Raw genomic sequence first — 22,571 nt, forward strand, 5'->3', positions numbered from 1 at the left:
GGCGGTTCTGATCTGGCGAACGGCGGGATGTATTTTATTACTGTATCTTCAGGTATGAATTTCTGTTTCAATTAAAAATGCGGCAATGGTGCAGTCAACCAAAGGAATCAGGGAACTTATTTATCACCGGGAGAAGGTTGCTGATCCCCATCAGTATCCCTTTACCATTCCTGCGCTCAGGCATTTGAAATCGCTCAAATTTCATCCCAGGGTAACTTATCTGTCCGGAGAGAATGGCATGGGGAAATCCACGCTGATTGAAGCTATTGCTGTTGCGTACGGGTTCAATCCGGAAGGTGGTTCCAGGAATTTCAATTTTGCCACGCGTGCTTCTCATTCGGCATTGCACAATTATTTCACGCTGGCGAGGGGGCCAAAACACCGGGATGGTTTTTTTCTGCGCAGTGAGAGTTTCTTCAATCTTGCCACCAATATCGAAGACCTGGATAAAGAAGAAGGGGGAGCGAAACTGATCCGTAGTTATGGAGGTGTATCATTGCATGAGCAATCCCATGGTGAATCTTTCTGGGCGCTTTTCATGAACCGGTTCACAGGCGATGGGCTTTACATTTTGGATGAGCCTGAAGCGGCCTTATCGCCCACACGGCAGATGGCCCTGCTGACGAGGATGCATGAGCTGATTGGCGCTGGCGCGCAATTCATCATTGCAACGCATTCTCCTATCATACTGGCCTATCCCCATGCGATCATCTATGAATTGTCTGCCAACGGGATCAGCAAAACCTCTTATACGGATACTGAGAACTTCAAGATCTTTCACGGCTTCATGACAGGTCATGAAGCGATGATCAAGATATTGCTTGACGAAGAATAAAGAAAATGGACGGCTCAGTTAAAACCGGGCCGTCCATTTTTCTATTTTAATATTTCTATTTCTTAGTTCGCTTCTGCTTCAGCGTAAGATGAAACAGGCTCGCAGGTACAGATCAGGTTCCTGTCGCCATGCGTATTGTTCACCCTGCTAACGCTGGGCCAGAACTTGCTTTCGCTTACATATGGCAGTGGGAATGCTGCTGTTTCGCGGCTGTAGCTGCGGTTCCAGTCGGAGCTGATCACTACATGCTGTGTGTGCGGCGCATTCTTCAGCGGGTTATCTTTTTTATCGGCTTTACCTTCTTCGATAGCGCGGATCTCTTCGCGGATGCTGAGCATAGCTTCGCAGAAGCGGTCCAGCTCGGCTTTGTCCTCACTCTCTGTTGGCTCGATCATGATCGTTCCCGGAACAGGGAAGCTGAGAGTAGGTGCGTGGAATCCGTAATCCATCAGGCGTTTGGCCACATCTTCCGCTTCGATCTCTGCAGATTTTTTGAAGGGGCGGAGGTCGATGATGAACTCGTGTGCGCAGGTTCCGTTGCTGCCGAGATAGAGGATCTCATACTCACCCTGCAGGCGTGAACGCATGTAGTTGGCATTGAGGATCGCGTATTCGGTAGCAGCTTTCGTTCCTGTGTAACCGAGCATGCGGATATAAGCGTAGCTGATCAGCAGGATGCTGGCAGAACCGAATGGCGCTGCGCTCACTGCATGAGTAGCCTGTTTTCCATTTTCGATTGTAACGTGACCGGGCAGGAATGGCGCCAGGTGCTCTTTCACACAAATGGGGCCCATACCGGGACCGCCGCCACCGTGAGGGATCGCGAAGGTCTTGTGCAGGTTGAGGTGACAAACATCGGCGCCGATCAGACCGGGCGCTGTGAGGCCCACCTGAGCGTTCATGTTGGCGCCGTCCATATACACCTGACCACCGTGTTCGTGAATGATGCTGGTGATCTCTTTCACTGTTTCTTCATACACGCCATAAGTGCTGGGATAAGTGATCATGATACCTGCCAGTTCTTTGCTGTACTGGTTGGCTTTCGCTTTCAGGTCTTCCACATCGATATAACCATTTTCCAGCGCTTTCACCACTACCACCTTCATGCCGGCCATCACGGCTGATGCAGGGTTGGTGCCGTGTGCAGAGATGGGGATCAGCATCACGTTGCGATGACCTTCGCCGCGTGAACGGTGCCATTCGCGGATCACTAACAGTCCCGCATATTCGCCCTGGGCGCCGCTGTTGGGTTGAAGGCTGCAGGCGTCGAATGCCGTGATCTTGCAGAGATAGTCGCTCAGTTCTGTAACGATCTGGTAGTAACCCTGAGTTTGATCAACAGGCGCAAATGGGTGCATCTTTGCCCAGTGGCTCCAGCTTAAAGGGATCATCTCGCTGGCTGCATTCAGTTTCATGGTGCAGCTTCCGAGAGAGATCATACTTGTATTGAGGGATAGGTCTTTGTTCTCGAGGTATTTGATATAACGCATCATCTGTGTTTCGCTGTGGTGCGTGTTGAACACAGGATGTGTCAGGAATGGAGAAGTACGGGTAAGTGAAGATGGCAGGTGATAGAGACTTGCATCATCACTGATACTGAAACCGGCCACGTTGTGATCATTGGGTTGGTCCAGCAGCAGAAGAATATCCAGTACATCGGAGAGTGAAGTGGTTTCATCTACGGAGATACCGATCTCATTATTGCTGTAGTAGCGGAAATTGATCTGTGCGGCTTCTGCTTTGGCGCGGATAGCGGCAGCATCTTTCACTTTGATCACTACGGTGTCGAAGAAGCTGTTGTGCACTACATCGTATCCGTCTGCAGAGAGTTCTTCGCTGAGTGCATTGGCCAGGATGGTAACGCGTTTGGCGATATTCTTCAGTCCTTCAGGGCCATGGAATACAGCGTACATCGCAGCCATATTGGCCAGGAGCGCCTGTGCGGTACAGATGTTCGAAGTAGCTTTTTCGCGTTTGATATGTTGTTCCCTGGTCTGGAGGGCCATGCGGAGTGCGCGGTTGCCCTGTGCATCGATACTAACGCCGATGATACGGCCGGGGATGGATCTTTTGAAATCATCTTTCACGGCAAAGAAAGCGGCATGTGGTCCGCCGAATCCGAGAGGAACGCCAAAGCGTTGAGCAGATCCGCAGGCAGCGTCAGCGCCAAGTTCGCCGGGAGGAGTGAGCAGTGTGAGCGCCAGCAGATCTGTGGCCATTACCACGTAAGCTTCTGCAGTGTGCACTTTGTTGATGAACTGGCGGTAGTCTTCCACAGATCCTTTGTCGTTGGGATACTGCACCAGTGCACCGAAATAAGTATTGTCGATCTCCGCAGTCCTGTAATCACCGGTTACCACTTCAATGCCTACAGGCGTTGCGCGGGTGATGATCACGTCAAGTGTTTGCGGGAATGTATGCTGGTCAACAAAGAATTTGGGACGTGTGATATGGTCGTGGTCCCTGTTGAGGGCGTTGAAGAACATGGTCATGGCTTCTGCGGCGGCAGAGCCTTCGTCCAGGAGAGAGGCGTTGGCGATGGGAAGACCGGTAAGGTCGCTTACCATCGTCTGGAAATTCAGCAGGCTCTCCAGGCGGCCCTGGGAAATCTCTGCCTGGTAGGGCGTGTACTGGGTATACCAGCCTGGATTTTCAAACACATTACGCAAAATCACACTGGGTGTAATGGTATCATAATAACCCTGCCCGATATAGGTCCTGTACACTTTGTTCTTCAGGGAGATCTCCTTGATGTGCTGCAGGTACTCATATTCGCTCATGGAGGGTGGGATGCTGAGCGGTTTGCTCATACGAATACCCGTGGGGACGGTTTTACTTACGAGGCTCTCGAGGCTTGGTTCACCTATCGTAGAGAGCATTTGCTTCGTCTCTGCTTCATTGGGCCCGATATGACGGCCGATAAATTCAGCGTTTTGTTGTTCGAAGAGATTCATATTGTGTAATTGAATACTGTTTTTAGCGCTAAAAAGAGGGTGCAAAGTTACGCTGATTCTGTCACACTAACAGCTGTTTGTTGAGCTGGTGAATTGATTGGGGAAAAAGGGTTATTTTAGATAGCCTTTAACACTGTCACATGAACCCAACCAACTGCCTGAACTGCCGTGCGGAACTGGCTACCAGTCAGCGTTTTTGCGCCGATTGTGGTCAAAAAACTGCTACGCACCGCATCACTTTGCCCCATTTCCTGCACGAATTCTTCCATGCTTTCACACATGCCGACAAAGGTGTTTTCCATCTTTTAAAGGAATTGACCCTGCATCCGGGCCTGGTGGCCAGGGAATATATCGGCGGTAAAAGGAAGAAATATTTCAACCCTTTCACCTTCTTTCTATTGGTGATGGCGGTCTTCGTGTTTGCGTCCACCATGCTCACCAAAACCCTTCCGGAAGTGAAGCCGGATCCGGCAATTATAGCGAGGATCCCAACTGCAGAAGGGAAAGCTGCCTATATCGCCACGATGGAAAGGGCTGGCAATGCCGTTGTGTTTATGAGCAAATACGGAAATGTGGTGGGCATGATTGCAGTGCCTTTTCTGAGCCTGATCACCTGGCTCTGTTTCCGGAGAAAAGGATACAATTATGGCGAGCATCTCACCGCCAATCTCCTGTTCACTTCATATAACAATCTTGTATTCGCCTTGTTCATCATACCGCTGGAGGCGGTTTGGAAAAGCCTGAATGCAAACCAATGGCTGATCGCATGCGGACTGACCTTTCACGCCATTTATCTAAGCTGGGGACTAAGCGGTTTCCTGCTGATGCGGGGATTCAGAAAGCGATTGGTTGTATTTCTCGTGAGCCTGATGGCAACTGCATTATGGATGTTGTTATCGATAACGGCCATGTCGGTCTACATCTATCAAAACAAAAACTTCTACCATTTCATCCTGCGAACACTGGGGCTGGACTGATTATTTCATCCTCAGCCTTTCTTCCTGAAATACGGTGGAGTTGCCTGCCTGTGCATCTTCTTCTGCGCGCATTTCTTCGCTGGTAAGGCGGCTGCCATCGTGGCTCCAGCCGGGAGGACCGAAGAGGTAATGCCATTTTTCTTTCCAGGTGATATCTGTGCGGGTTATGTCTTTCCAGATACTGCTCCACTCATGGAACACTACTGTAACAGGTGTTTCTTTTTTTAGAGGCGATGTAAGCCCGTATTTGATCGGCTGGTATTCGGCTTCGGGAAGCTCGGCCTGGAAGGTGCCGAAGATCTTATCCCAGATGATGAGGAACATGCCCATGTTCTTGTCCAGGTATTTCGGATTGCTGGCATGATGCACACGATGGTGCGAAGGCGTAACCAGTATATGTTCCAACCATCCCATCTTTTTGATGAATTCCGTATGTACGAAGATGCCCCAGATCTGAGTGGCTGAATAGATGAAAATGATATCCAGTGGCGAGAAGCCCATCAGTGCAAGTGGAATGAAATAGATGAAACGATAGAGCGGCTGAAATACAGATGATCTGAAGCCAACCGTGAAATTGAAAAGATCGGAAGAGTGATGTGTTACATGAACGGCCCAGAAGATCCTGATCTCATGATCGAAACGGTGCAACCAGTAATAAAGGAAATCTTCCAGCAGTACTAACATGAACCAGTATACGATAACGTGATCGAAGTTGAAGATCTGGTGACGGTAGAAATAATCCAATACCACTAAGTACACGCCGCGGAACAGCAGGTCAAGTGCGCCATTCATCAGCATCAGGTACACGTTCACGCCGGTATCTTTCCAGGTATAAGCTTTACGGTGCCGGTAATTGCTCAACAGAATTTCAGCACCGATGATGATGAGATAAACAGGGGTGCTGATCAGGATCAGTATTTGTTCTCTTATGGCTTCCACTGCGGGCAAAAATAGGCGGCTTATCCATATTTGCCAACCTTTTCACATTCTCTTAATGAATCACTGGTCTTTCTGCTGCCATCATGGCTCCATCCGGGAGCGCGGAAAACATATTGTATTTTTTGTTTCCATGTAATGTCCTTTCTTTTAAGGTCGGTCCAGATACCGCGCCATTCGTGCAATACAAGCGATGGTATGGATTGATCTTCCAACGGACTGGTGAGTCCGTAACGGATGGGTTCATATTCACTGGCAGGTAATTCCTGCTGGAAAGTGCCGAATAATTTATCCCAGAAAATAAAAACAGATGCCATGTTCTTATCCAGATACTTTATGTTGGAACCATGATGCACGCGATGGTGTGATGGTGTAACGAAAATATATTCGAGCCAACCAAGTTGTTTTATTTTTTCTGTATGTGTGCAGATGGCCCAGATCTCGAGAATGGAATACACCAGTAGTACATCGATAGGTTGGAATCCTGCAAATGGAAGCGGCAGGTAAAATATAAAACGATAAAAAGGTTCAAACACGGCGGCCCTGAAACCGGTAGTGAAATTGAAATGCGAACTGGAATGATGGTTTACATGCACAGCCCAGAAGAAGCGGCTGGTATGGCTTAGCCGGTGCAGCCAGTAGTGAAGGAAGTCAACAGCAAACACCAGTACCACCCAATAGGTCCAGGAATGTGAAAGCGTGAACAGTGCATGGGCAAAACAGAAACTCATAACGGCGAGTGAAACGGCGCGCATCAGCAGGTCTGTGAGCCCTCCAAGAATACTGAGTGCAAAATTGCGGGCGGAATCTTTCCAATGATAGGAGTGGGTATGATGAAGACTGTTCAGCAGGATCTCGATCCCGATGATGATCACATAGAAGGGTGTAGATACCAGCGTAACGAACTGCTGTTGAAGCGTATTCATACCACGTGATATTCAAATTAAATACCATGTTATGAATAATTTGTCAGTAATTTTGCAGGCAGTTTCATATTAACCATTTTTTAATTGATCATCAGGTGGCTAAACCCCTTTTTGGAAACGGACATTCGATAGAAGTGCTGGAAAAGATGCAGTGGAAGAAGCGTTCTGCGGAGCACCAGAAATTGTACAAACAATTTCTCAAATCGGCAGACAAGAACAAAGCGCTGAAACAATTGCCTGATTTGCATGAAGAGGCTTTCAGCCAGATCGATTGTCTGCAATGCGCCGCCTGTTGCAAGAATTATTCTCCCCGGTTCAAAACACCGGATATCAAACGTATCAGCAAGCTCCTGCGGATGAAGGAGAGCGCCTTTATCGAAACTTACCTGAAGCTGGATGAAGAAGGGGATTATGTGGTGAAGTCTACACCCTGTCCGTTCTTAGGCGCCGATAATTATTGCAGTATTTATGATGATCGTCCTTCGGATTGTCATCGTTTCCCTTATACTGATGAAGACGTGATCCTCAAACGTCCACAGCTGACGCTAAAGAATGCGGAGTTTTGTCCGGCTGTGTTTTATGTGATGGAAAAATTGGTAGCTAACGGAAAATAATCCGGCATCAATATTGAAACTTCCGAAGACTTGGAGCTTTGATCCAGGCACCGATCACTACACATACACTCATGGCGCCACCGAAAAGTACAGAAGGCACAACGCCCATTAATTTTGCGGCGAGGCCGCTTTCAAAACTTCCGATCTCATTGGCCGAATTGATGAACATGCTGTTGATCGCAGATACGCGGCCACGCATTTCATCTGGTGTTTTGAGTTGAAGGATAGTGCCGCGGATCACTACGCTGATGCCATCCAGCACACCACTGAACAATAATGCTACGAAACTCAGCCAGTAAATTGTACTCAATCCGAATGTGATGATGCAGATACCGAAACCTGCCACTGCAAACAATAATAGTTTGCCCTGGTTCTTTTTCAGCGGGAACAAAGTGAGATATACGATCACCAGCGCGGAACCTATATCTGCAGCGGCATTCAGCCATCCGAAACCGATAGCGCCCACTTTGAGGATCTCACCGGCAAAGAATGGGATCATGGCTACAGCACCTCCGAACAGAACAGCAAACAGATCAAGCGTCATCGCGCCCAATAATTCCTTCGTTCCCATCACGTATTTCAATCCTTCTTTTACACTTTCCCAGGTCTTCTGTTCTTTCTTATTATGCTGTGGTGGTTTTGCAGAGATGAAATATGCGGCCGTTGCCGAGATGAGGATATAAAAGATGATGAGGGCAAAAGTATTGGTATAACCTGCATAGGCAATCAGGAAACCTGCCGATGCGTGTCCCAGCACAGACGCACCCAGCCAGGTGCCGGACCTCCAGGTAACGGCGCTGGGCAGATGTGATTTGGGCACCATCTGCGCCATGATGGCATTGGTGACGGGACCCAGGAAAGCCCTGATCACACCGGTGCTGAAGATGATCACATAAATGGAATACTGAATAAAATGTTTGCCTACGGAATGTTCAATGGAAGGAATGGTGATGGTGAGCAATGCGCCGGCACAGACCACATAAAGCAGAATAGTGATGAGCATCAGCTTCCGGTTATCGGTCTTGTCAACCACATGCCCTGAGTACAACGATAATAAGATAGCGGGAACAGCTTCGGACAACCCGATGAAAGCCAGCGCCAGCGGGTTTTTTGTGATGAGATACATCTGCCACCAAACAACTGTGGCGATCATTCTCATGGCCATGGTAAAAAAGAAACGCTGTATGATGTATAACCGGAATTCTTTGATCTTAAGTACTTCGAAGGAACTTTCCGGGACTCTGTCTCCTGATTCCATGTTACAAAAATACAGTTGTACCGGAATAATCGGTTATGGCAAAGTGAAATAATGCTGACCCGGACCGTAATCTTTTTCCAGTGCATCGGTGATCACCTGCAGATGCTTTTCGTTGCCGAGAAAATCTGCATTGCTGGCGTCAATGAACAGGGTTTTGATATTGTGCTGCTTGATATACTGGGTATAGGTCTGCTGAATATTGAAGAGATAATCATCCGGGATCTGCTGTTCGTAAGGTCTGTTACGTCTTTTGATATTTGCCTGTAACTTCTGAACAGGTGCATGCAGGTAAATGAGGATATCCGGTTGCACCAGTTGCTGGTGGATGATATCGAACAATTTCTGGTAGAGCCTGAATTCCTCTTCGGGCAGGTTTACTTTGGCAAAGAGCAAACACTTGGTGAAGAGATAATCGCTGATGGTGATGGTGTTGAACAGATCACGGGTCTGGATCAGCTCTTTCAGTTGTTTGTAACGTTCGGCCATGAAGAACAATTCCAGCGGAAAGGCAAACTGGCTGGGATTCTCGTAGAATTTGCTGAGAAAGGGATTGTCGGCAAATGCTTCGAGGATCAGTCTGGCATCGTATTTCTTGGCAAGCAAATGGGCCAGGGTTGTTTTACCTGCGCCGATATTGCCTTCGATAGTAATGAAGTGATATTTCATGGAATGAGCGCCAAAATAAAACAATTGCCTGCAGAAAATAGGATTGGTGAGTGGATGTGGAAAAGTAAAGATTGAAATCAATTGAACCTGGCAACAGGTAATGGGTCTGTACAGGCTTCCAGCAATTTGCGCATGGTTTGTTTCAGTTGCGGATGTTGCAGGTCCGGCGCGATCTCGGCAAGAGGCGCCAGCACAAAGCGGCGTTGCGCCATGGCAGGATGCGGCACCAGCAGTCCGGGTTCACTAATTATGGCATCATTATAAAAGATAATATCGATATCGATGGTACGCGGTCCGTTCTTTTCAAGTCTCTCCCTTCCCATTTCCAGTTCGATGGAGAGCAATTCTTTCAGCAATGGCAGGGGTTCCAGTTGCGTATGCACCAGCAGGGCCTGGTTGAGGAAGGAGGGCTGGTCTGTTTTGCCCCAGGCGGCCGTTTCATAGAGGGCGGAAACCTGTTCCACCTGTCCAACCCTTTGCCTGATGTGGTCAACCGCCAATTGCAGTTGTTCAACCCTGTTGCCCATATTGCCGCCTATCAGTAAATACGCTTTATTCATATATTGCACTTGCTCAAGGTTCAAATATCAAAGAATTTTGCTTAAAACCCTATTGTAAATGAGTAGCTTTCTTAAAATATTCCTCGCAAGCCTGTTGGCATTGATCGTGTTCACAGTGGCTGCTTTCTTTTTGCTGGTTGGCATGGCGGGGAGCCTGGCATCTTCTGAAAAACCAACCGTTGGCGGCAAAGCCATACTGGTGGTGAACCTGGAAGATGAGTTCAAGGAAATTGCAGAAGATAATCCGATCGCAGAAATCACTGCAGGGGAGGAAAATCAAACACCTGCCCTCTATGATCTGCTCCGCTTGATCCGTCACGCAAAATCCGATTCGGCGGTGAAAGGCATCTATCTCCGCTGCGGCAGCAATGCCAATGGTTTTGCCACGGGTGAGGCCATCCGTGAAGCACTTGCTGATTTCAAATCCGCCAACAAATTCGTAATTGCCTACGGCGATGTGATCACACAAGGTGGTTATCGTGTAGGCAACGTGGCCAGTAAGATCTATTGCAATCCCAAAGGCGGTGTAGACTGGAAAGGATATGCGATGCAACTGTTGTTCCTGAAAGGCACGCTGGAAAAGCTCGATATCCAGCCTCAGATATTCTACGCAGGAAAATTCAAAAGTGCTACAGAACCATTCCGCGAAACAAAAATGACCGATGCCAACCGTCAGCAGAGCACGGAGCTGATGAATGGCCTCTATGAGCAATTATTGCTGCAAACCGCGGAAGCCAGGAAGCTGGATACGGCTACGCTTCATCGTTATGCCAATGAAAACCTGATCCGCAGCGCCAATGATGCAGTTAAGTACGGACTGGTGGATGGACTGAAATATGATGATGAAGTGAAAGACGAGATCAAGCAACGTACCGGTTCCGGCAAATATGATAAGATCAACTTTATTACTGCCGGTAAATACATGAAGGCGGTAGATTATAAGAAAAGTGGAAAAAGCAAAATCGCCGTGATTTATGCGCAGGGTGATATTATCGATGGAAAAGGGGAGAAGGAATCCATCGGCAGTGAAAGCTACCGTACGCTCGTGCGCAAAGCGAGGCTGGATAAAGATATCAAGGCAATCGTGTTCCGGATCAATTCCGGCGGTGGCAGCGCCCTTGCCAGTGAAGTGATCTGGCGTGAGCTCACGCTGGCGAAGGCTGATAAGCCGGTGATCGTGAGTTTCGGCGATGTGGCCGCATCCGGTGGTTATTACCTGGCCTGCAATGCAGACAGCATCTTTGCAGAACACAATACCATCACTGGCTCTATCGGCGTGTTCACCCTCATTCCAAATATGCAGGGCTTCTTCAATAAAAAGCTCGGCGTTACTTTCGATGGTGTGAAAACATCTCCCGATGCAGATGCCATGACCGTTTCCAAGCCGCTCACCGAATCCCAGAAAAGATTCCTCCAGAATGATATCGACAGCACCTATCATACTTTCAAATCCCGCGTGGCGGAAGGAAGAAAGCTGAGCATCGAATATGTTGACAGTGTTGGACAGGGACGTGTATGGATCGGCAGCAAGGCCGTGGAGCTGGGATTGGTTGACAGGATCGGTGGCCTGGACCAAGCCGTGGCCTGTGCAGCGCGTATGGCGAAGATCACAGATTACCGCCTCCGTGAGTACCCTGATAAAAGAGGTTTCCTCGATATGATCCTCGGCTCGAAAGAGCAGGCTCCCCAGGCTGCACTCCGCCAGGAACTGGGAGAAGATGGATATCGCGTATACCAGCAAATCAAAAAAACGAAAAACCTGAGCGGCAAGGCCCAGGCCCGGATGCCTTTCGAACTGGTGGTTGAGTAAAATCATCACTTTTATTTCGGGAGAAACCGCTTAGTTTTGCGGCTCTATGTCACAACCATATAGTCAGGTCAAAGCCATGCTGGCTATTACGAAAGCCAGCTTTAAAGGCATACTCAAAAGTCCTCAGGCCGTATTTTTTAGCTTGTTCTTTCCGATTGTACTGATCACCATCTTTGGCGCAATTGGTGGGAACAGGGGGATTTCTCTCGATGTTGCGTTTACGAAGAACAGTGATACCAATAATATAGTGTACCATGCCATTAATGGCGGTTTTGTTCCGGGCGTTGAAGTGGAAACCGGCACTGAGACTGAATTGCAGGACCGGTTGATGAAAGGAAGGATTGTAGCGCTGATTGAAGTGAAAGAAACCCCGGGCGCTAAATCAAGCTTTGATGTGCATCTCAAAACCACTTCCGCAGGGATGAAAGACCTGCCTGTTCTGCAGGGTGTTCTCGAAAATGTGATCAATAAGACCAATGACATGATCACACCACGTGAGAAAACCTATGCTACCATCAGTTCCGAAAAAGTAGAAGGCCGCGAATACCGCATGATCGATTTCTATCTTCCCGGCATGCTCGGTTTCTCGCTCATGGGCACTGCTGTGTTTGGTGTGGCATTTGTTTTCTTCTCCTTCCGCGAAACACTTGTTCTCAAAAGACTTTTTTCTACTCCCATCAAAAGACTATACATCGTTCTGGGCGAAAGCCTTGCCAGGATCATCTTTCAATTGATGACTGCTGTGATCCTGATCGTGTTTGGGGTGTTGTTATATAATTTTACACTGGCGCATGGTTTTATGACCTTCCTGGAAATGATGCTGCTCTGTTTGATGGGGGTAGTGGTATTCATGGGATTCGGTTACACCATCAGTGGCCTGGCAAAGAGCCAGCATGTGATACCGGTGTATGCGAACCTGTTCATGTTCCCGCAATTCTTTTTATCGGGCACTTTCTTTCCTAAAACCCTGCTGCCTGCTTTTTTACAACCCGTATTGAAATTCATCCCGCTCACTGCCATGAATGATGCTATGAGAAAGATCTCTTTCGAAGGCGCGCATATCTGGGAAGTGGGAAGCGAACTGGCTATTTTGCTGGGTTGGGCAGTTGTGGCCTATGCACTGGCAGTGAAAACATTCAAATGGGAATAATTCGTTTAATATGCGTTTAATAAAATTGGCCGTTATCAGTTTTGTGGCCATCTTCCTGGTAGTATTTCTGTTGAGCCTGCTGATCCCTTCGCATGTGCGCGTGAGCCGCGCCATCAATATCGATGCGCCGGTGGATTCCGTGATGCCGCAACTGACAGATATCCGTAACTGGAAAAGCTGGAATACGATGCTGGATAATGCTGCATACAAGGATGTGAAATACGAGGAGAATGGTTTTCATTCAGACCAGGTGCAGATTGTGAGGACGGGTGTGAAAGCAGACAGTGTGCTCACCACCTGGCACCAGCAGAGTGGCCGGGATATCCTTTCCGGCATGGCCTGTTTCAACTTTAACGGAGTAACAGCTGTGCAATGGTATTTCGATTTCCATCTCCGCTGGTACCCCTGGGAAAAAATCGGAAGCATCATTTTCGATAAGCAACTGGGGCCACCGATGGAGAAGTCGCTGGACAATCTGAAGAAGATGGTGGAGAAACAACGCTGATCTACCTTTCAGTGATCATCTCTTTTTTCGTTTTGTGAATTTCATCCAGCAAACCGCCTTTAGGGACATCGAGTGTCAGTTCCCAGAACATAATGCCATTGAGTCCCTGACTGATGGCATATTTTGTTTTCAGGCGGATGGAGCGCAGGTCATCGTAGGTAGCAAATAATTTCTTTTCAGGATTGTAGCTGTAAGGCGCCTGCGCTTGTTCGTCCCAGTGAGGAATGAATCCATCTTTGGCCGAAAATTCCTTCAATAGCAGTTTGTAAGGGACAAAGCTTTTGAATTTTGCCGGGCGGTTCACGCCATTATGCAGACTGTCGGCCCTTTCAAAGACCCGCGCATAGAAAGCCGTTCCGATCACCATTTTATTTTTAGGTACTCCTGTTGAATCGAGATATTTCACAGCATGATCCGTGGATTCAATCTGCATATCCGTTGAATACAAGCCGGTATGGTGGCCGGTTACAGGGCTATAGCCATTGATGAGGTCATAGGTCATGAGGTTTACCCTGTTCAATAGTGGCATCACTTTATCCCATTCCACAGATTCCTGCAGGAATTTGGTAAAGCCACCCGCAGCGAAACTGATCTCCATCTTTTCACCTAATTCTTTGCGAAGCGCCAGCACCAGCTCTGTGAAATTAGTTTTATCCTCTGGTTTGTAGGGGTGTCCGGGATAACCTTCGATTGCTGGATATTCCCAGTCAAGATCGATGCCATCCGCATTATATTTTTTCAGCATTTCATTTACGGAAACAGCAAAAGTATTTCTGCCTGCTGCAGAGGAAAAGCTCTCAGAGCAATCTTTACAACCGCCCCATCCACCTAACGACAACAATATTTTCAGTGCAGGATATTTCTTTTTCAGCGATACGAGCTTTTTGATCCTTGCATCTGCATCCGGACTGCCGGTCACCAGTTTGTTGTCTTTCAAATAACAAAAACTGAAAATGATATGCGTGAGTTTATCTACCGGATATTCATCTATCTCTTTTTCATTGCCGGTGTAATAGGCTATTATGGCAAAGTCTTTACTGATATTCGACTGTGCGCACAGGACGGTGCCAGTAAATGCCAGGATAAGAATGGACAGGATGCGATGTACCATATATGAGCTTTGTATTTAAGTGCCGGAAAATATAAAACTGTAATGATGGTACGGAAGCCAGGAACAATAATATCTTAATGCAGTTTCCTGCTTAGGGAATCCAGACGGGTCTGCAGGCTGTCGAGCTGCTTGTTGAACAATTCCGAAGCAGTAGTGCCCGGTAATCTCTCCTGTTGGAAATTGTGCATGGCGGGTAGGGTGGTCACCACTTTCAGGAGGATATAAAGATCGTTGATGGTAGCGGTCTTGCGGGTCATCAGGCTATCGAGCTGCTGTTGTGGCGCGATCTTCTTATTGTATTCTTTCAGGCTTTCAGTCACCAGCGTCAGTACCTTTTTGCGGAAGACAGAGTCCCTGATATTATTGATATTTAGTTTCGCAGACTCGTAATAAGACTGGTTCTTGTCGTTGAACAAACGGAAGCTGTCCAGCGCCTGCTGCTGTTTTTGACTGAGTGATTTTATTTCAGCATCGATGGATTTCAGTTCTTCAGATTTGCTGATCAGTTCCTGGTATAAAGATTCGATCAGGTTCTCCTTGTTCTTTGTGTACAGCCGCGATACATCTACCCGTTTCCCTTCCAGGATAACCGGGATATTGCTGGCGGGTTCGGCAGCGGGCTTGGGCTTCTCCGCGCAGCTGAAAAGGCCGGTAAATAAGAATGGTATGGCAAATTGTACAATTGTTTTCATCGATGATAATATTGTCCGGTTCCAAAATACTTCAAATTGGATCAGCCTGCAAGTTCCTTCAATATGGAATTGATCACATGGTACACTTTATTCAGCTCTTCTGTTGTGATGCAATAAGGTGGCATCAGGTACAGGGTGTTCCCTAACGGTCTGAGGTAAACGTTTTGGTCCATTGCCTGCTGCGTGATCAGTTTGCTGATATTGTTCAGGTACTCATCCCGCCCCTTATCGATCTCAAAAGCAATGATGGTGCCCAGCACCCTTATATTACGGATGGGATGTCTGCTTTGTTGAAGCTGCTGGCTGAATGCCAGGTGCTGTTGATGGATATTTTCCATTTGTTCTGTGCATTCCGGTTTCAGCAACAGGTCCAGGCTGGCCAGGGCTGCTGCACAGGCGATAGGGTTGGCAGTGTAGGAATGTCCGTGGAAAAAAGTCTTCAATAAATCTTCCTCCACAAATGCTTCATACACTTTGGCCGAACAGGCGGTAATGCTTAATGGCATGGTGCCGCCTGTTAAACCTTTCGATAGACATACAATATCAGGCTCATTGCTCATGTACAAAGATGCAAAGAGTTTGCCTGTTCTGCCAAAACCGGTCATCACTTCATCTGCAATGCAGATCACCTGGTGTTGCTGGCAAAGGCCGATGAGTTGATCCAGTCCTTCCGCATTGTACATCTTCATCCCACCTGCACCCTGCACCAGGGGCTCATAAATAAAACAGGCGATCTCATTCCAGGGAAGATCATATGGCCTATTGACTGATTCCGGAGCGTCTATAAAGATCACTTCGAAGAGTTTATCCTGGAATGCCATCGTGAAAACCGAGCGGTCGCTCACACTCATGGCGCCGAATGTGTCGCCGTGATAGGAGTTATTGAAGGCCAGAATTTTGTTTCTCTTTTTTCCTTCGCCCTTATTCCACCAGTACTGAACGCTCATTTTGAGGGCCACTTCGGTGGAAGTACTGCCATTATCTGAATAGAACACACGGGAGAGATTGCCCGGCAGGATTTCCAGGATCCTTTCCGCCAGCCGGATGGCGGGCTCGTGGGTGAAGCCGGCAAAGATCACCTGTTCCAGGGTGCTGGCCTGTTCAAAGATCTTTTGGGCGATATAGGGATGGGCATGTCCGTGCAAAGTCACCCACCAGCTGCTGATAGCGTCTATATAAGTCCGGCCATCTGCATCCTGGAGCAGGGTTCCCGAAGCTTTAACAATTGGAATGGGAACTGGCATATACTTTTGCGGTGTAAAGGGGTGCCAGATCACCTTTTTATCCCTGGTTATCAGCGATTCAGTGTTCATAATCCAAAGGTAAGTGATCCAATCGCCCCAAAAAAGAAAGGGGATGCAACGCCTGCATCCTGATTTGTGTCATGGTTATACTTGAAAGATGGACTATAGCAGGCTGGTAAAAGAATGTTTGAAGGGCCGCCCTGACGCCCAGCGACAACTCTATGAGCATTTTGCCGAGGGGATGTTAGGGGTATGCTATCGCTATACCAAGTCCATGGCCGACGCAGAAGATGTGCTGCAGGAAGGGTTTATCAAGGTATTCACCCATCTGGGACAATTCAAATCGGAGGGTGAACTGGGTGGATGGATCCGCAGGATCATGGTGAATACAGCGCTTAACTTTCTCAAGAAGAACAGCCGCTACCAGCACGACCTGGCTTATACAGATCCCGGCCTGCATCCGGTATCGGACGATAATCCTGAAGTATTACTCAATGCGAAAGACCTGGCAGAGCTGATCCGGCAATTGCCAACCGGCTACCAGACAATTTTCAATATGCACGCGGTGGAAGGTTTTTCACACGTGGAGATCGGAAAGATCCTGGGCATCAATGAAGGAACATCCAGATCTCAATATGCGCGCGCCCGTGCATTACTGATAACCTGGCTTAAAAAAAACAACCTGGAAGCAACAAAAACTGAATCGTATGTCCGACCATGATTTTGAGAAACAGGTGCAGCAGAAAATGGAGCAACTGAAGTTGCGCCCGTCTGATGCTGTCTGGACAAAAGTGGATAAGCGTATCCGTAAGGAACGACGCCGCAGGAGAGTGGTGCTTTGGTTACCGCTTTTTTTGCTCTGCGTGGTCGCAGGCGGCTATTTCTATTTTGATGCCCAATCCAACAACAATAAATTCACTGCTTCTGAACTGAACTCTACTCAATCGCATTCCGATAAGAACGCTTCTGAATCCACTAGCCAAACTGCCGGCAGCACAGAGAACAAGCCCGTTGCCGGAACCGATGCTTCACCTGCAGCAACGGGTAATCCTCAGCAATCCATACCCACAGAGAACAGCACTGATCAACCTGCATTGCAGCCCGCACCGGAAAAACCGGGAGAGCGCAACGCAGTTGCTCCTGAAAATAATGCACCCGCCGTTACTAACAGTACCGTACAACCGGAAAAGGGAATGGCGGTAGTTCCCCGCGTAAACAAATCAGGTAATGGCAATAAGAAGGCTAACAGGCTTTCTGCCGATCTGACCAAATCTGTTACAGTAGTACAGGGCAATAAGCCGCCACGCAAATCATCAGGCAGTCCGTTGAAGGCTCTGGTACAGAATAATGATCAGCCTGCCGCCAACACAGTGGCCGTTAATGATGCCAATCCTTCCAGTCTTCCCGGAAAAACGGATTCCGGTAATGTGGTAAGCAATTTCATTCCACAACAGGATACCGAAGATTCCGCCGGTATAGCGGCCCCTTCTTCAACACCTGCACCAGCAAAAGTGAACCTGGCCCAAAACCAGGCTCCAAAAACTAAAAAGAAACCAGTAGTAGAACCACCGAAACCTGCACACAAACCCTCCACCTGGAGTTTTGGTATTGTTGCAGAAGGCGGCGCTTCCCATATTTCCAAAGGCAGTCCGTTCAGCCTGCTCAGCAAGAAGAACAACGAGCCTGAAGACCTGGCCATGGCAAGCCCCGCGCCTCCCAATCAGAACTTTTATGGAGGTCCGGCAGGATTCACACAATTCCCGGATAACAAACCTTCCGAATTGAAATCCAGCATTGCCTGGTCGGCGGGCGGATTCGTTCAGAAACAATTGAACAAACGCATCAGCGTTTCTGCGGGTGTGCAGTACAGTTACTTCAGCATGAAAACAGATGTTGGACAATTCATGAAGTCCGCCATCTCCGTGAGCAATGCCAATTATGACCAGATAGTGAGCGATTATTACCAGGGAAGAAGCGCACTCAATGTGGGTGGGGGACTTGCTGCTACCAGCTACCCAAGACCACCACAACAACAGGAATACACCAACAAATATCATTTCCTCGAGATCCCCGTGAAGATCCACTGGCGTGTTACCGGTGATGAAGCATCATTGCCCATCATTGTAGATGGCGGTTTATCTGTAGCCAAACTGCTTTCCACCAACGCACTCCATTACGATGGTAATAACGATGTATATTATAAAGACTACGATTACTTCAACAAGATTCAAGCCGGCATCACTGCAGGTGTGAATGTGGAGCTGTTCAGTGAAAGCAAGCATCCCATCTGGATCGGGCCTACTATCAAATATCAGTTGAGCAACCTGATCACCAGCGATCTTTCCAATGGACAACATCTCTGGTCATTTGGATTGGGAGCGAAATTCTTCCTGAGAAAATAAAAGGATCATTGCTGAAGAAAGCGCAGGTTACGGCGGATACCCTCAAATTTAGCGCGCTTCAATGGTGAGTGGCGGAAGATCTTTTTGAAACTTTCTTCCGTGAGCTCCTGCCAGTCCTGTAAGGAGAATTCCAGCAATTCCGGTAGGGGCGTGAATTCCGGCTCGGTATTGGAAACCGAGAAGCGGTTCCATGGACAAACATCCTGGCAGGTATCGCAGCCGAACATCCAGTTATCGAATTTCCCCTGCATGCTCTCAGGGATCATCATTTCTTTCAGTTCGATGGTGAAATAGGAAATGCATTTGCTTCCATCTATCACTTTGTTTTCATGGATCGCACCTGTTGGGCAGGCATCGATGCATTTGCGGCAGGTACCGCAATAGTCCTTCGCAATGGGATCATCATATAACAGTGGTATATCAACAATCAGCGTGGCAATAAAAAAGAATGAGCCCTGTTGTTTGTTGATGAGATTGCCATTCCTGCCGATCCAGCCAAGGCCGCTTCGTTGCGCCCAGCTTCTTTCCATCACCGGTGCAGAATCCACAAAACCTCTTCCTGTTACTGCGCCGATCTCCTGGTTCATGGTAGCCAGCAACTGGTTCAGTTTGGCGCGGATCACTTCGTGATAATCTTTTCCAAAAGCATATTTGGAAACTTTGGGCGTTTCCTCCTGTTGCGCCTGCGCCGGATAATAATTCATCAGGAGGGTGATCACTGAGCGGGCGCCCGGAACTAGGCGCGAAGGGTCTACCCGGAGCTCGAAATGGTTTTCCATATACTTCATATTTCCCTGCATGCCCTGGTTGAGCCAGGCTTCGAGACGGCGGGCATCTTCGTCCAGCGGAACAGCCTTTGCGATGCCGCAATAGCTGAAACCCAGCCGGGACGCGGCCTGTTTGATCAGCAGGGTATTTTTTTCTATGGGACTCATCGGGCTTCTCGGCACCTGCAAGTTACACGCTTTCAGGCTATGTTTCCAGCGCTTAATCCAATGCCAATACAGCTGAACAAATATTTTATGTAATCGTTTGCATAAATCAGCCAGTTTTTCCTACTTTAGTTCCTTCACTCCTTAACGAATTGCTTTTATGAAGAATAAACTGGAGACTGGCGATATTATCGTATTTCTCATCTACATCCTCATTGTTGCCGGCTATGGCTACTGGGTTTACCGCAAGCGTCAATCCAAAGAAAATGATACCAAGAGTTTTTTTCTCGCAGAAGGATCACTCACCTGGTGGGCGATCGGCGCTTCCATGATTGCGAGTAATATTTCCGCTGAACAGTTCATCGGAATGAGCGGCAGCGGATTTGCGATGGGATTGGCCATCTCTGCCTACGAATGGCTGGCCGCCATCTCGCTGATCATTGTGGCTGTTTTCTTCATGCCCATCTATCTGAAGAACCGCATCTTCACCATGCCGCAATTCCTGAAGCAGCGCTATAATGAACATGTGGCCCTGTTGATGGCCATCTTCTGGCTTTTCCTGTATGTATTTGTGAATCTTACATCCATTCTCTTTCTCGGTGCTATCGCCATCAATAACCTTTCGGGCGGTGGCAATTTCCACCTGATCATGATCCTCCTGGCCATTTTCGCGTTGGTGATCACGTTAGGAGGTATGAAAGTGATCGGCTATACCGATGTGATCCAGGTGATCTTCCTGGTGATCGGTGGCCTGGCGGCCACTTACCTGGCCCTTACCAAAGTGAGTGAGCATTTCGGTTATGGAAGGGACCTGCTGGCGGGCATCAACCAGCTGTTTGCGAAAGCGCCTGAGCATTTCGATATGATATTCGACAAACCAACGGAAACAGCTTCCGAGGCACAGATAAAGAATTACCTCAGTCTTCCGGGTATCGCGATGCTGCTCGGTGGTCAGTGGATCGCCAACCTGAACTATTGGGGCTGTAACCAGTATATCACGCAACGTGCGCTGGGCGCGGATCTCAACACTGCACGCAGGGGCATCATCTTCGCTGCTTTCCTGAAAGTGATGATGCCGATCATAGTGGTGCTGCCTGGTATTGCGGCTTATGTGTTGTACACGAACGGACAGTCCGATGTAACACAGGCCATGAATATCGATGGACATGTAAAAGCAGATAACGCTTACTCGGCAGTGTTAGGCTTCCTTCCTGAAGGACTGAAAGGCTTATCCATGGCTGCTTTGACGGCGGCCATCGTTGCATCGCTTGCAGGTAAGGCCAATAGTATCTCCACCATCTTCACACTCGATATTTACAAGAAATATGTAAGCGCCAATGCCACCGAGAAGAAACTGGTATGGATCGGAAGGCTCACCGTATTACTGGCGATGGTAATAGCGATCCTCTTCACCTGGAACGACTGGCTCAATATCGGTGGTGAAGGCGGATTCAACTTCATTCAGAAATACACAGGCTTTGTATCGCCTGGTATCTTCGCGGTGTTCCTGCTCGGCTTCTTCTGGAAGCGCACCACATCGCTGGCAGCCGTGGTGGGCATTGTAGGCGGTTTCCTGCTGAGTGTGATCTTCAATGGTTACCTGCCGCAATGGTTCGGTAATGAAACCTGGATGTATACAGCCTATCCCAATCCTGATAACAAAGGCATCTATGAGATCCCATTCCTCACCAGCATGGGCTGGGTGTTCTTCATCATTGTGGCGGTGATGGCTGTGATCTCATTGCTTGATCCGGGAAGCAAGAACAATCCAAAAGCCACGCAGTACGACCGGAGCATGTTCCGTGTTACGCCTGGTATGATGGCCATGATCCTGGTGATACTGGGGCTTATTGCTGCTATCTATGTGAGATTCTGGTAATAACAAAATTGAACATACATGAAAATGCCGTCTTCTATTCCGGAAGACGGCATTTTCGTTTATACTTAAACGATATTACTTACACGCTCCGATGGCTTCGTCCACTTTTTCCCTGAATTGAATAGCCAGATCTTTCTTCACTTCATTCTTAGCATCAGCAACAAAGAGGATGGCTGCATATTTCCTGCAGAGATCTATATAAGGCCAGGTGCCGGCCAATGATGGACTACTGAGCACCTGCGCATTACCGGAAGCATCCTTCTCCTGGATATAATTCCCATAGCTCACATCAAAACCGGTCACAGCTTCTGGCAGGTATCTTACGGGTTCAGAACCCAGTTGAGCGCGCTGCATTTCTTTGATGGATTCTTCGCCCAATACTTTCTTTCCTTCAAAGGTTCCGCCGTTAAGCAGCATGATGAGAAAGTTCAGGTAGTCATTGGCGGTAGATTGAGCACCGAATCCGGGATTGGGACAACCGCCATCAAATCCGAAATTGGTTGCGCGCATTTTGCAGGGACGGAAGATACGCTCCTGCGCCAGCCGCTCGAATGCTTTCTTGCCCACCACTTCGATCACCCGGGCAGCAATGGCCGGTCCGTAAGCGCCATAAAAATATTGTTCTCCTGCATTGGCGCTGATCTCTTTTGCCGCCAGCGCATTTACCTGGTCTTCCAGGGTCTGGTATTTGCGCCCAAATGTTACCTTTGTGCTCAGCCCCTTGTCGCGTTCAAATCCGGTGAGATGCATCAGGCATTGCCGTACAGTGAGGTAACTCTTCATGTATTTGTTGAATTCGGGGAGATATTTACCTACCGGATCATCCAGCGATATTTTACCCTCTTCCACAAAGGTCAACACAACTGCTGCCGTCAGCCATTGGCTGGATGCTGCAATCGGAGCCTGGGTCCTGGCATTGAAATCGGTGCCTAACTCTTTCTGGTAAACGATCTTGCCATCTTTCCAAACCAACGCCACCGCTTTGCCGATGGACTTTTGCTGTTTGATAAGAAAGGAACTGATAGCGGCTGTATCCTGGGCTTTAACAGACTGCAACAATAGCAGGAAAGATGCAGCGAGACTGCATATGAGACAGATTCGTTTGATTTTTAATGACATA

20 protein-coding genes are annotated in these 22,571 nt (G+C 48.2%); 9 read left to right on the forward strand and 11 right to left on the reverse strand.

Annotated elements, in window-relative coordinates:
* Window positions 1–85: 85 nt before the first annotated feature.
* Window positions 86–835, forward strand: a complete 750-nt coding sequence (locus FSB84_RS13850) for an AAA family ATPase (RefSeq protein ID WP_130544362.1) — start codon at window positions 86–88, stop codon at window positions 833–835.
* Between the two features lie 62 nt (window positions 836–897).
* Here the strand turns inward: FSB84_RS13850 and gcvP are convergent, their stop codons facing one another.
* A complete protein-coding gene (gcvP, locus tag FSB84_RS13855) occupies window positions 898–3,789 on the reverse strand; it encodes an aminomethyl-transferring glycine dehydrogenase (RefSeq protein WP_130544361.1) in 2,892 nt (963 codons plus the stop codon).
* A gap of 140 nt (window positions 3,790–3,929) precedes the next feature.
* Here gcvP and FSB84_RS13860 point away from each other — a divergent pair, with 140 nt between their 5' ends.
* On the forward strand, window positions 3,930–4,766 hold the full coding sequence (locus FSB84_RS13860) for a DUF3667 domain-containing protein (protein WP_130544360.1): 837 nt from the start codon (window positions 3,930–3,932) through the stop codon (window positions 4,764–4,766).
* Here the strand turns inward: FSB84_RS13860 and FSB84_RS13865 are convergent, their stop codons facing one another.
* Both FSB84_RS13865 and FSB84_RS13870 read right to left on the reverse strand, forming a co-directional pair.
* Window positions 4,767–5,705, reverse strand: a complete 939-nt coding sequence (locus FSB84_RS13865; RefSeq protein ID WP_130544359.1) for a sterol desaturase family protein — start codon at window positions 5,703–5,705, stop codon at window positions 4,767–4,769. It abuts the gene before it with no gap.
* Window positions 5,706–5,725: 20 nt separating this feature from the next.
* On the reverse strand, window positions 5,726–6,628 hold the full coding sequence (locus tag FSB84_RS13870; RefSeq protein ID WP_130544358.1) for a sterol desaturase family protein: 903 nt from the start codon (window positions 6,626–6,628) through the stop codon (window positions 5,726–5,728).
* A 95-nt stretch (window positions 6,629–6,723) separates the two neighbouring features.
* Between FSB84_RS13870 and FSB84_RS13875 the strand changes: the two genes are divergently transcribed.
* Window positions 6,724–7,242 carry a YkgJ family cysteine cluster protein gene (locus tag FSB84_RS13875; protein WP_225980069.1) on the forward strand — a complete coding sequence of 173 codons (519 nt, stop codon included), beginning with the start codon at window positions 6,724–6,726 and terminating at the stop codon, window positions 7,240–7,242.
* A 7-nt stretch (window positions 7,243–7,249) separates the two neighbouring features.
* On the opposite strand, the gene FSB84_RS13880 is transcribed toward FSB84_RS13875, so the two are convergent.
* The 3 genes from FSB84_RS13880 to folK form a co-directional block, all read right to left on the reverse strand.
* Window positions 7,250–8,500: an MFS transporter gene (locus tag FSB84_RS13880; protein ID WP_130544357.1), complete on the reverse strand. Its 1,251-nt coding sequence runs from the start codon at window positions 8,498–8,500 to the stop codon at window positions 7,250–7,252.
* 33 nt (window positions 8,501–8,533) lie between these two features.
* Complete coding sequence (locus tag FSB84_RS13885; RefSeq protein WP_130544356.1) at window positions 8,534–9,166, reverse strand: deoxynucleoside kinase; 633 nt, start codon at window positions 9,164–9,166, stop codon at window positions 8,534–8,536.
* A gap of 77 nt (window positions 9,167–9,243) precedes the next feature.
* Window positions 9,244–9,726 (reverse strand): 2-amino-4-hydroxy-6-hydroxymethyldihydropteridine diphosphokinase, encoded by a 483-nt coding sequence (gene folK / locus FSB84_RS13890; RefSeq protein ID WP_130544355.1) that lies wholly within the window; start codon window positions 9,724–9,726, stop codon window positions 9,244–9,246.
* Between the two features lie 58 nt (window positions 9,727–9,784).
* On the opposite strand from folK, the gene sppA reads away from it, so the two are divergent.
* From sppA to FSB84_RS13905, 3 genes are read left to right on the forward strand one after another with little or no spacing between them, the layout of a single operon-like run.
* Entirely contained in the window at window positions 9,785–11,536 is a 1,752-nt protein-coding gene (gene sppA, locus FSB84_RS13895) for a signal peptide peptidase SppA (RefSeq protein WP_130544354.1), read from the forward strand.
* A gap of 46 nt (window positions 11,537–11,582) precedes the next feature.
* Window positions 11,583–12,686 carry an ABC transporter permease gene (locus FSB84_RS13900; RefSeq protein ID WP_130544353.1) on the forward strand — a complete coding sequence of 368 codons (1,104 nt, stop codon included), beginning with the start codon at window positions 11,583–11,585 and terminating at the stop codon, window positions 12,684–12,686.
* 10 nt (window positions 12,687–12,696) lie between these two features.
* The gene (locus FSB84_RS13905; protein ID WP_130544352.1) at window positions 12,697–13,191 is read left to right on the forward strand and encodes an SRPBCC family protein; all 495 of its coding nucleotides are present in this window, start codon (window positions 12,697–12,699) and stop codon (window positions 13,189–13,191) included.
* 1 nt (window position 13,192) lies between these two features.
* Here FSB84_RS13905 and FSB84_RS13910 read toward each other — a convergent pair whose 3' ends face one another.
* From FSB84_RS13910 to bioA, 3 genes are all read right to left on the reverse strand, one after another.
* Complete coding sequence (locus FSB84_RS13910) at window positions 13,193–14,302, reverse strand: glycoside hydrolase family 18 protein (protein WP_130544351.1); 1,110 nt, start codon at window positions 14,300–14,302, stop codon at window positions 13,193–13,195.
* A gap of 74 nt (window positions 14,303–14,376) precedes the next feature.
* Window positions 14,377–14,994, reverse strand: coding sequence for a hypothetical protein (locus FSB84_RS13915; protein WP_130544350.1), 618 nt, complete (start codon window positions 14,992–14,994; stop codon window positions 14,377–14,379).
* A 41-nt stretch (window positions 14,995–15,035) separates the two neighbouring features.
* Window positions 15,036–16,307 (reverse strand): adenosylmethionine--8-amino-7-oxononanoate transaminase, encoded by a 1,272-nt coding sequence (gene bioA, locus FSB84_RS13920; RefSeq protein WP_130544349.1) that lies wholly within the window; start codon window positions 16,305–16,307, stop codon window positions 15,036–15,038.
* Window positions 16,308–16,395: 88 nt separating this feature from the next.
* Between bioA and FSB84_RS13925 the strand changes: the two genes are divergently transcribed.
* Both FSB84_RS13925 and FSB84_RS13930 read left to right on the forward strand, forming a co-directional pair.
* Entirely contained in the window at window positions 16,396–16,959 is a 564-nt protein-coding gene (locus tag FSB84_RS13925; RefSeq protein ID WP_127130109.1) for an RNA polymerase sigma factor, read from the forward strand.
* Window positions 16,946–18,640, forward strand: coding sequence for an outer membrane beta-barrel protein (locus FSB84_RS13930; RefSeq protein ID WP_130544348.1), 1,695 nt, complete (start codon window positions 16,946–16,948; stop codon window positions 18,638–18,640). Before FSB84_RS13925 ends, FSB84_RS13930 begins: the two co-directional genes overlap by 14 nt.
* A gap of 5 nt (window positions 18,641–18,645) precedes the next feature.
* Here FSB84_RS13930 and queG read toward each other — a convergent pair whose 3' ends face one another.
* Window positions 18,646–19,575 (reverse strand): tRNA epoxyqueuosine(34) reductase QueG, encoded by a 930-nt coding sequence (gene queG / locus FSB84_RS13935; protein WP_130544347.1) that lies wholly within the window; start codon window positions 19,573–19,575, stop codon window positions 18,646–18,648.
* Window positions 19,576–19,732: 157 nt separating this feature from the next.
* On the opposite strand from queG, the gene FSB84_RS13940 reads away from it, so the two are divergent.
* On the forward strand, window positions 19,733–21,451 hold the full coding sequence (locus FSB84_RS13940) for a sodium/sugar symporter (protein WP_130544346.1): 1,719 nt from the start codon (window positions 19,733–19,735) through the stop codon (window positions 21,449–21,451).
* Window positions 21,452–21,526: 75 nt separating this feature from the next.
* Here the strand turns inward: FSB84_RS13940 and FSB84_RS13945 are convergent, their stop codons facing one another.
* Window positions 21,527–22,570 (reverse strand): serine hydrolase domain-containing protein, encoded by a 1,044-nt coding sequence (locus tag FSB84_RS13945; protein ID WP_130544345.1) that lies wholly within the window; start codon window positions 22,568–22,570, stop codon window positions 21,527–21,529.
* Window position 22,571: the final 1 nt, after the last annotated feature.

Origin of the sequence: Pseudobacter ginsenosidimutans (assembly GCF_007970185.1) — a bacterium.
Lineage (GTDB): Bacteria > Bacteroidota > Bacteroidia > Chitinophagales > Chitinophagaceae > Pseudobacter > Pseudobacter ginsenosidimutans.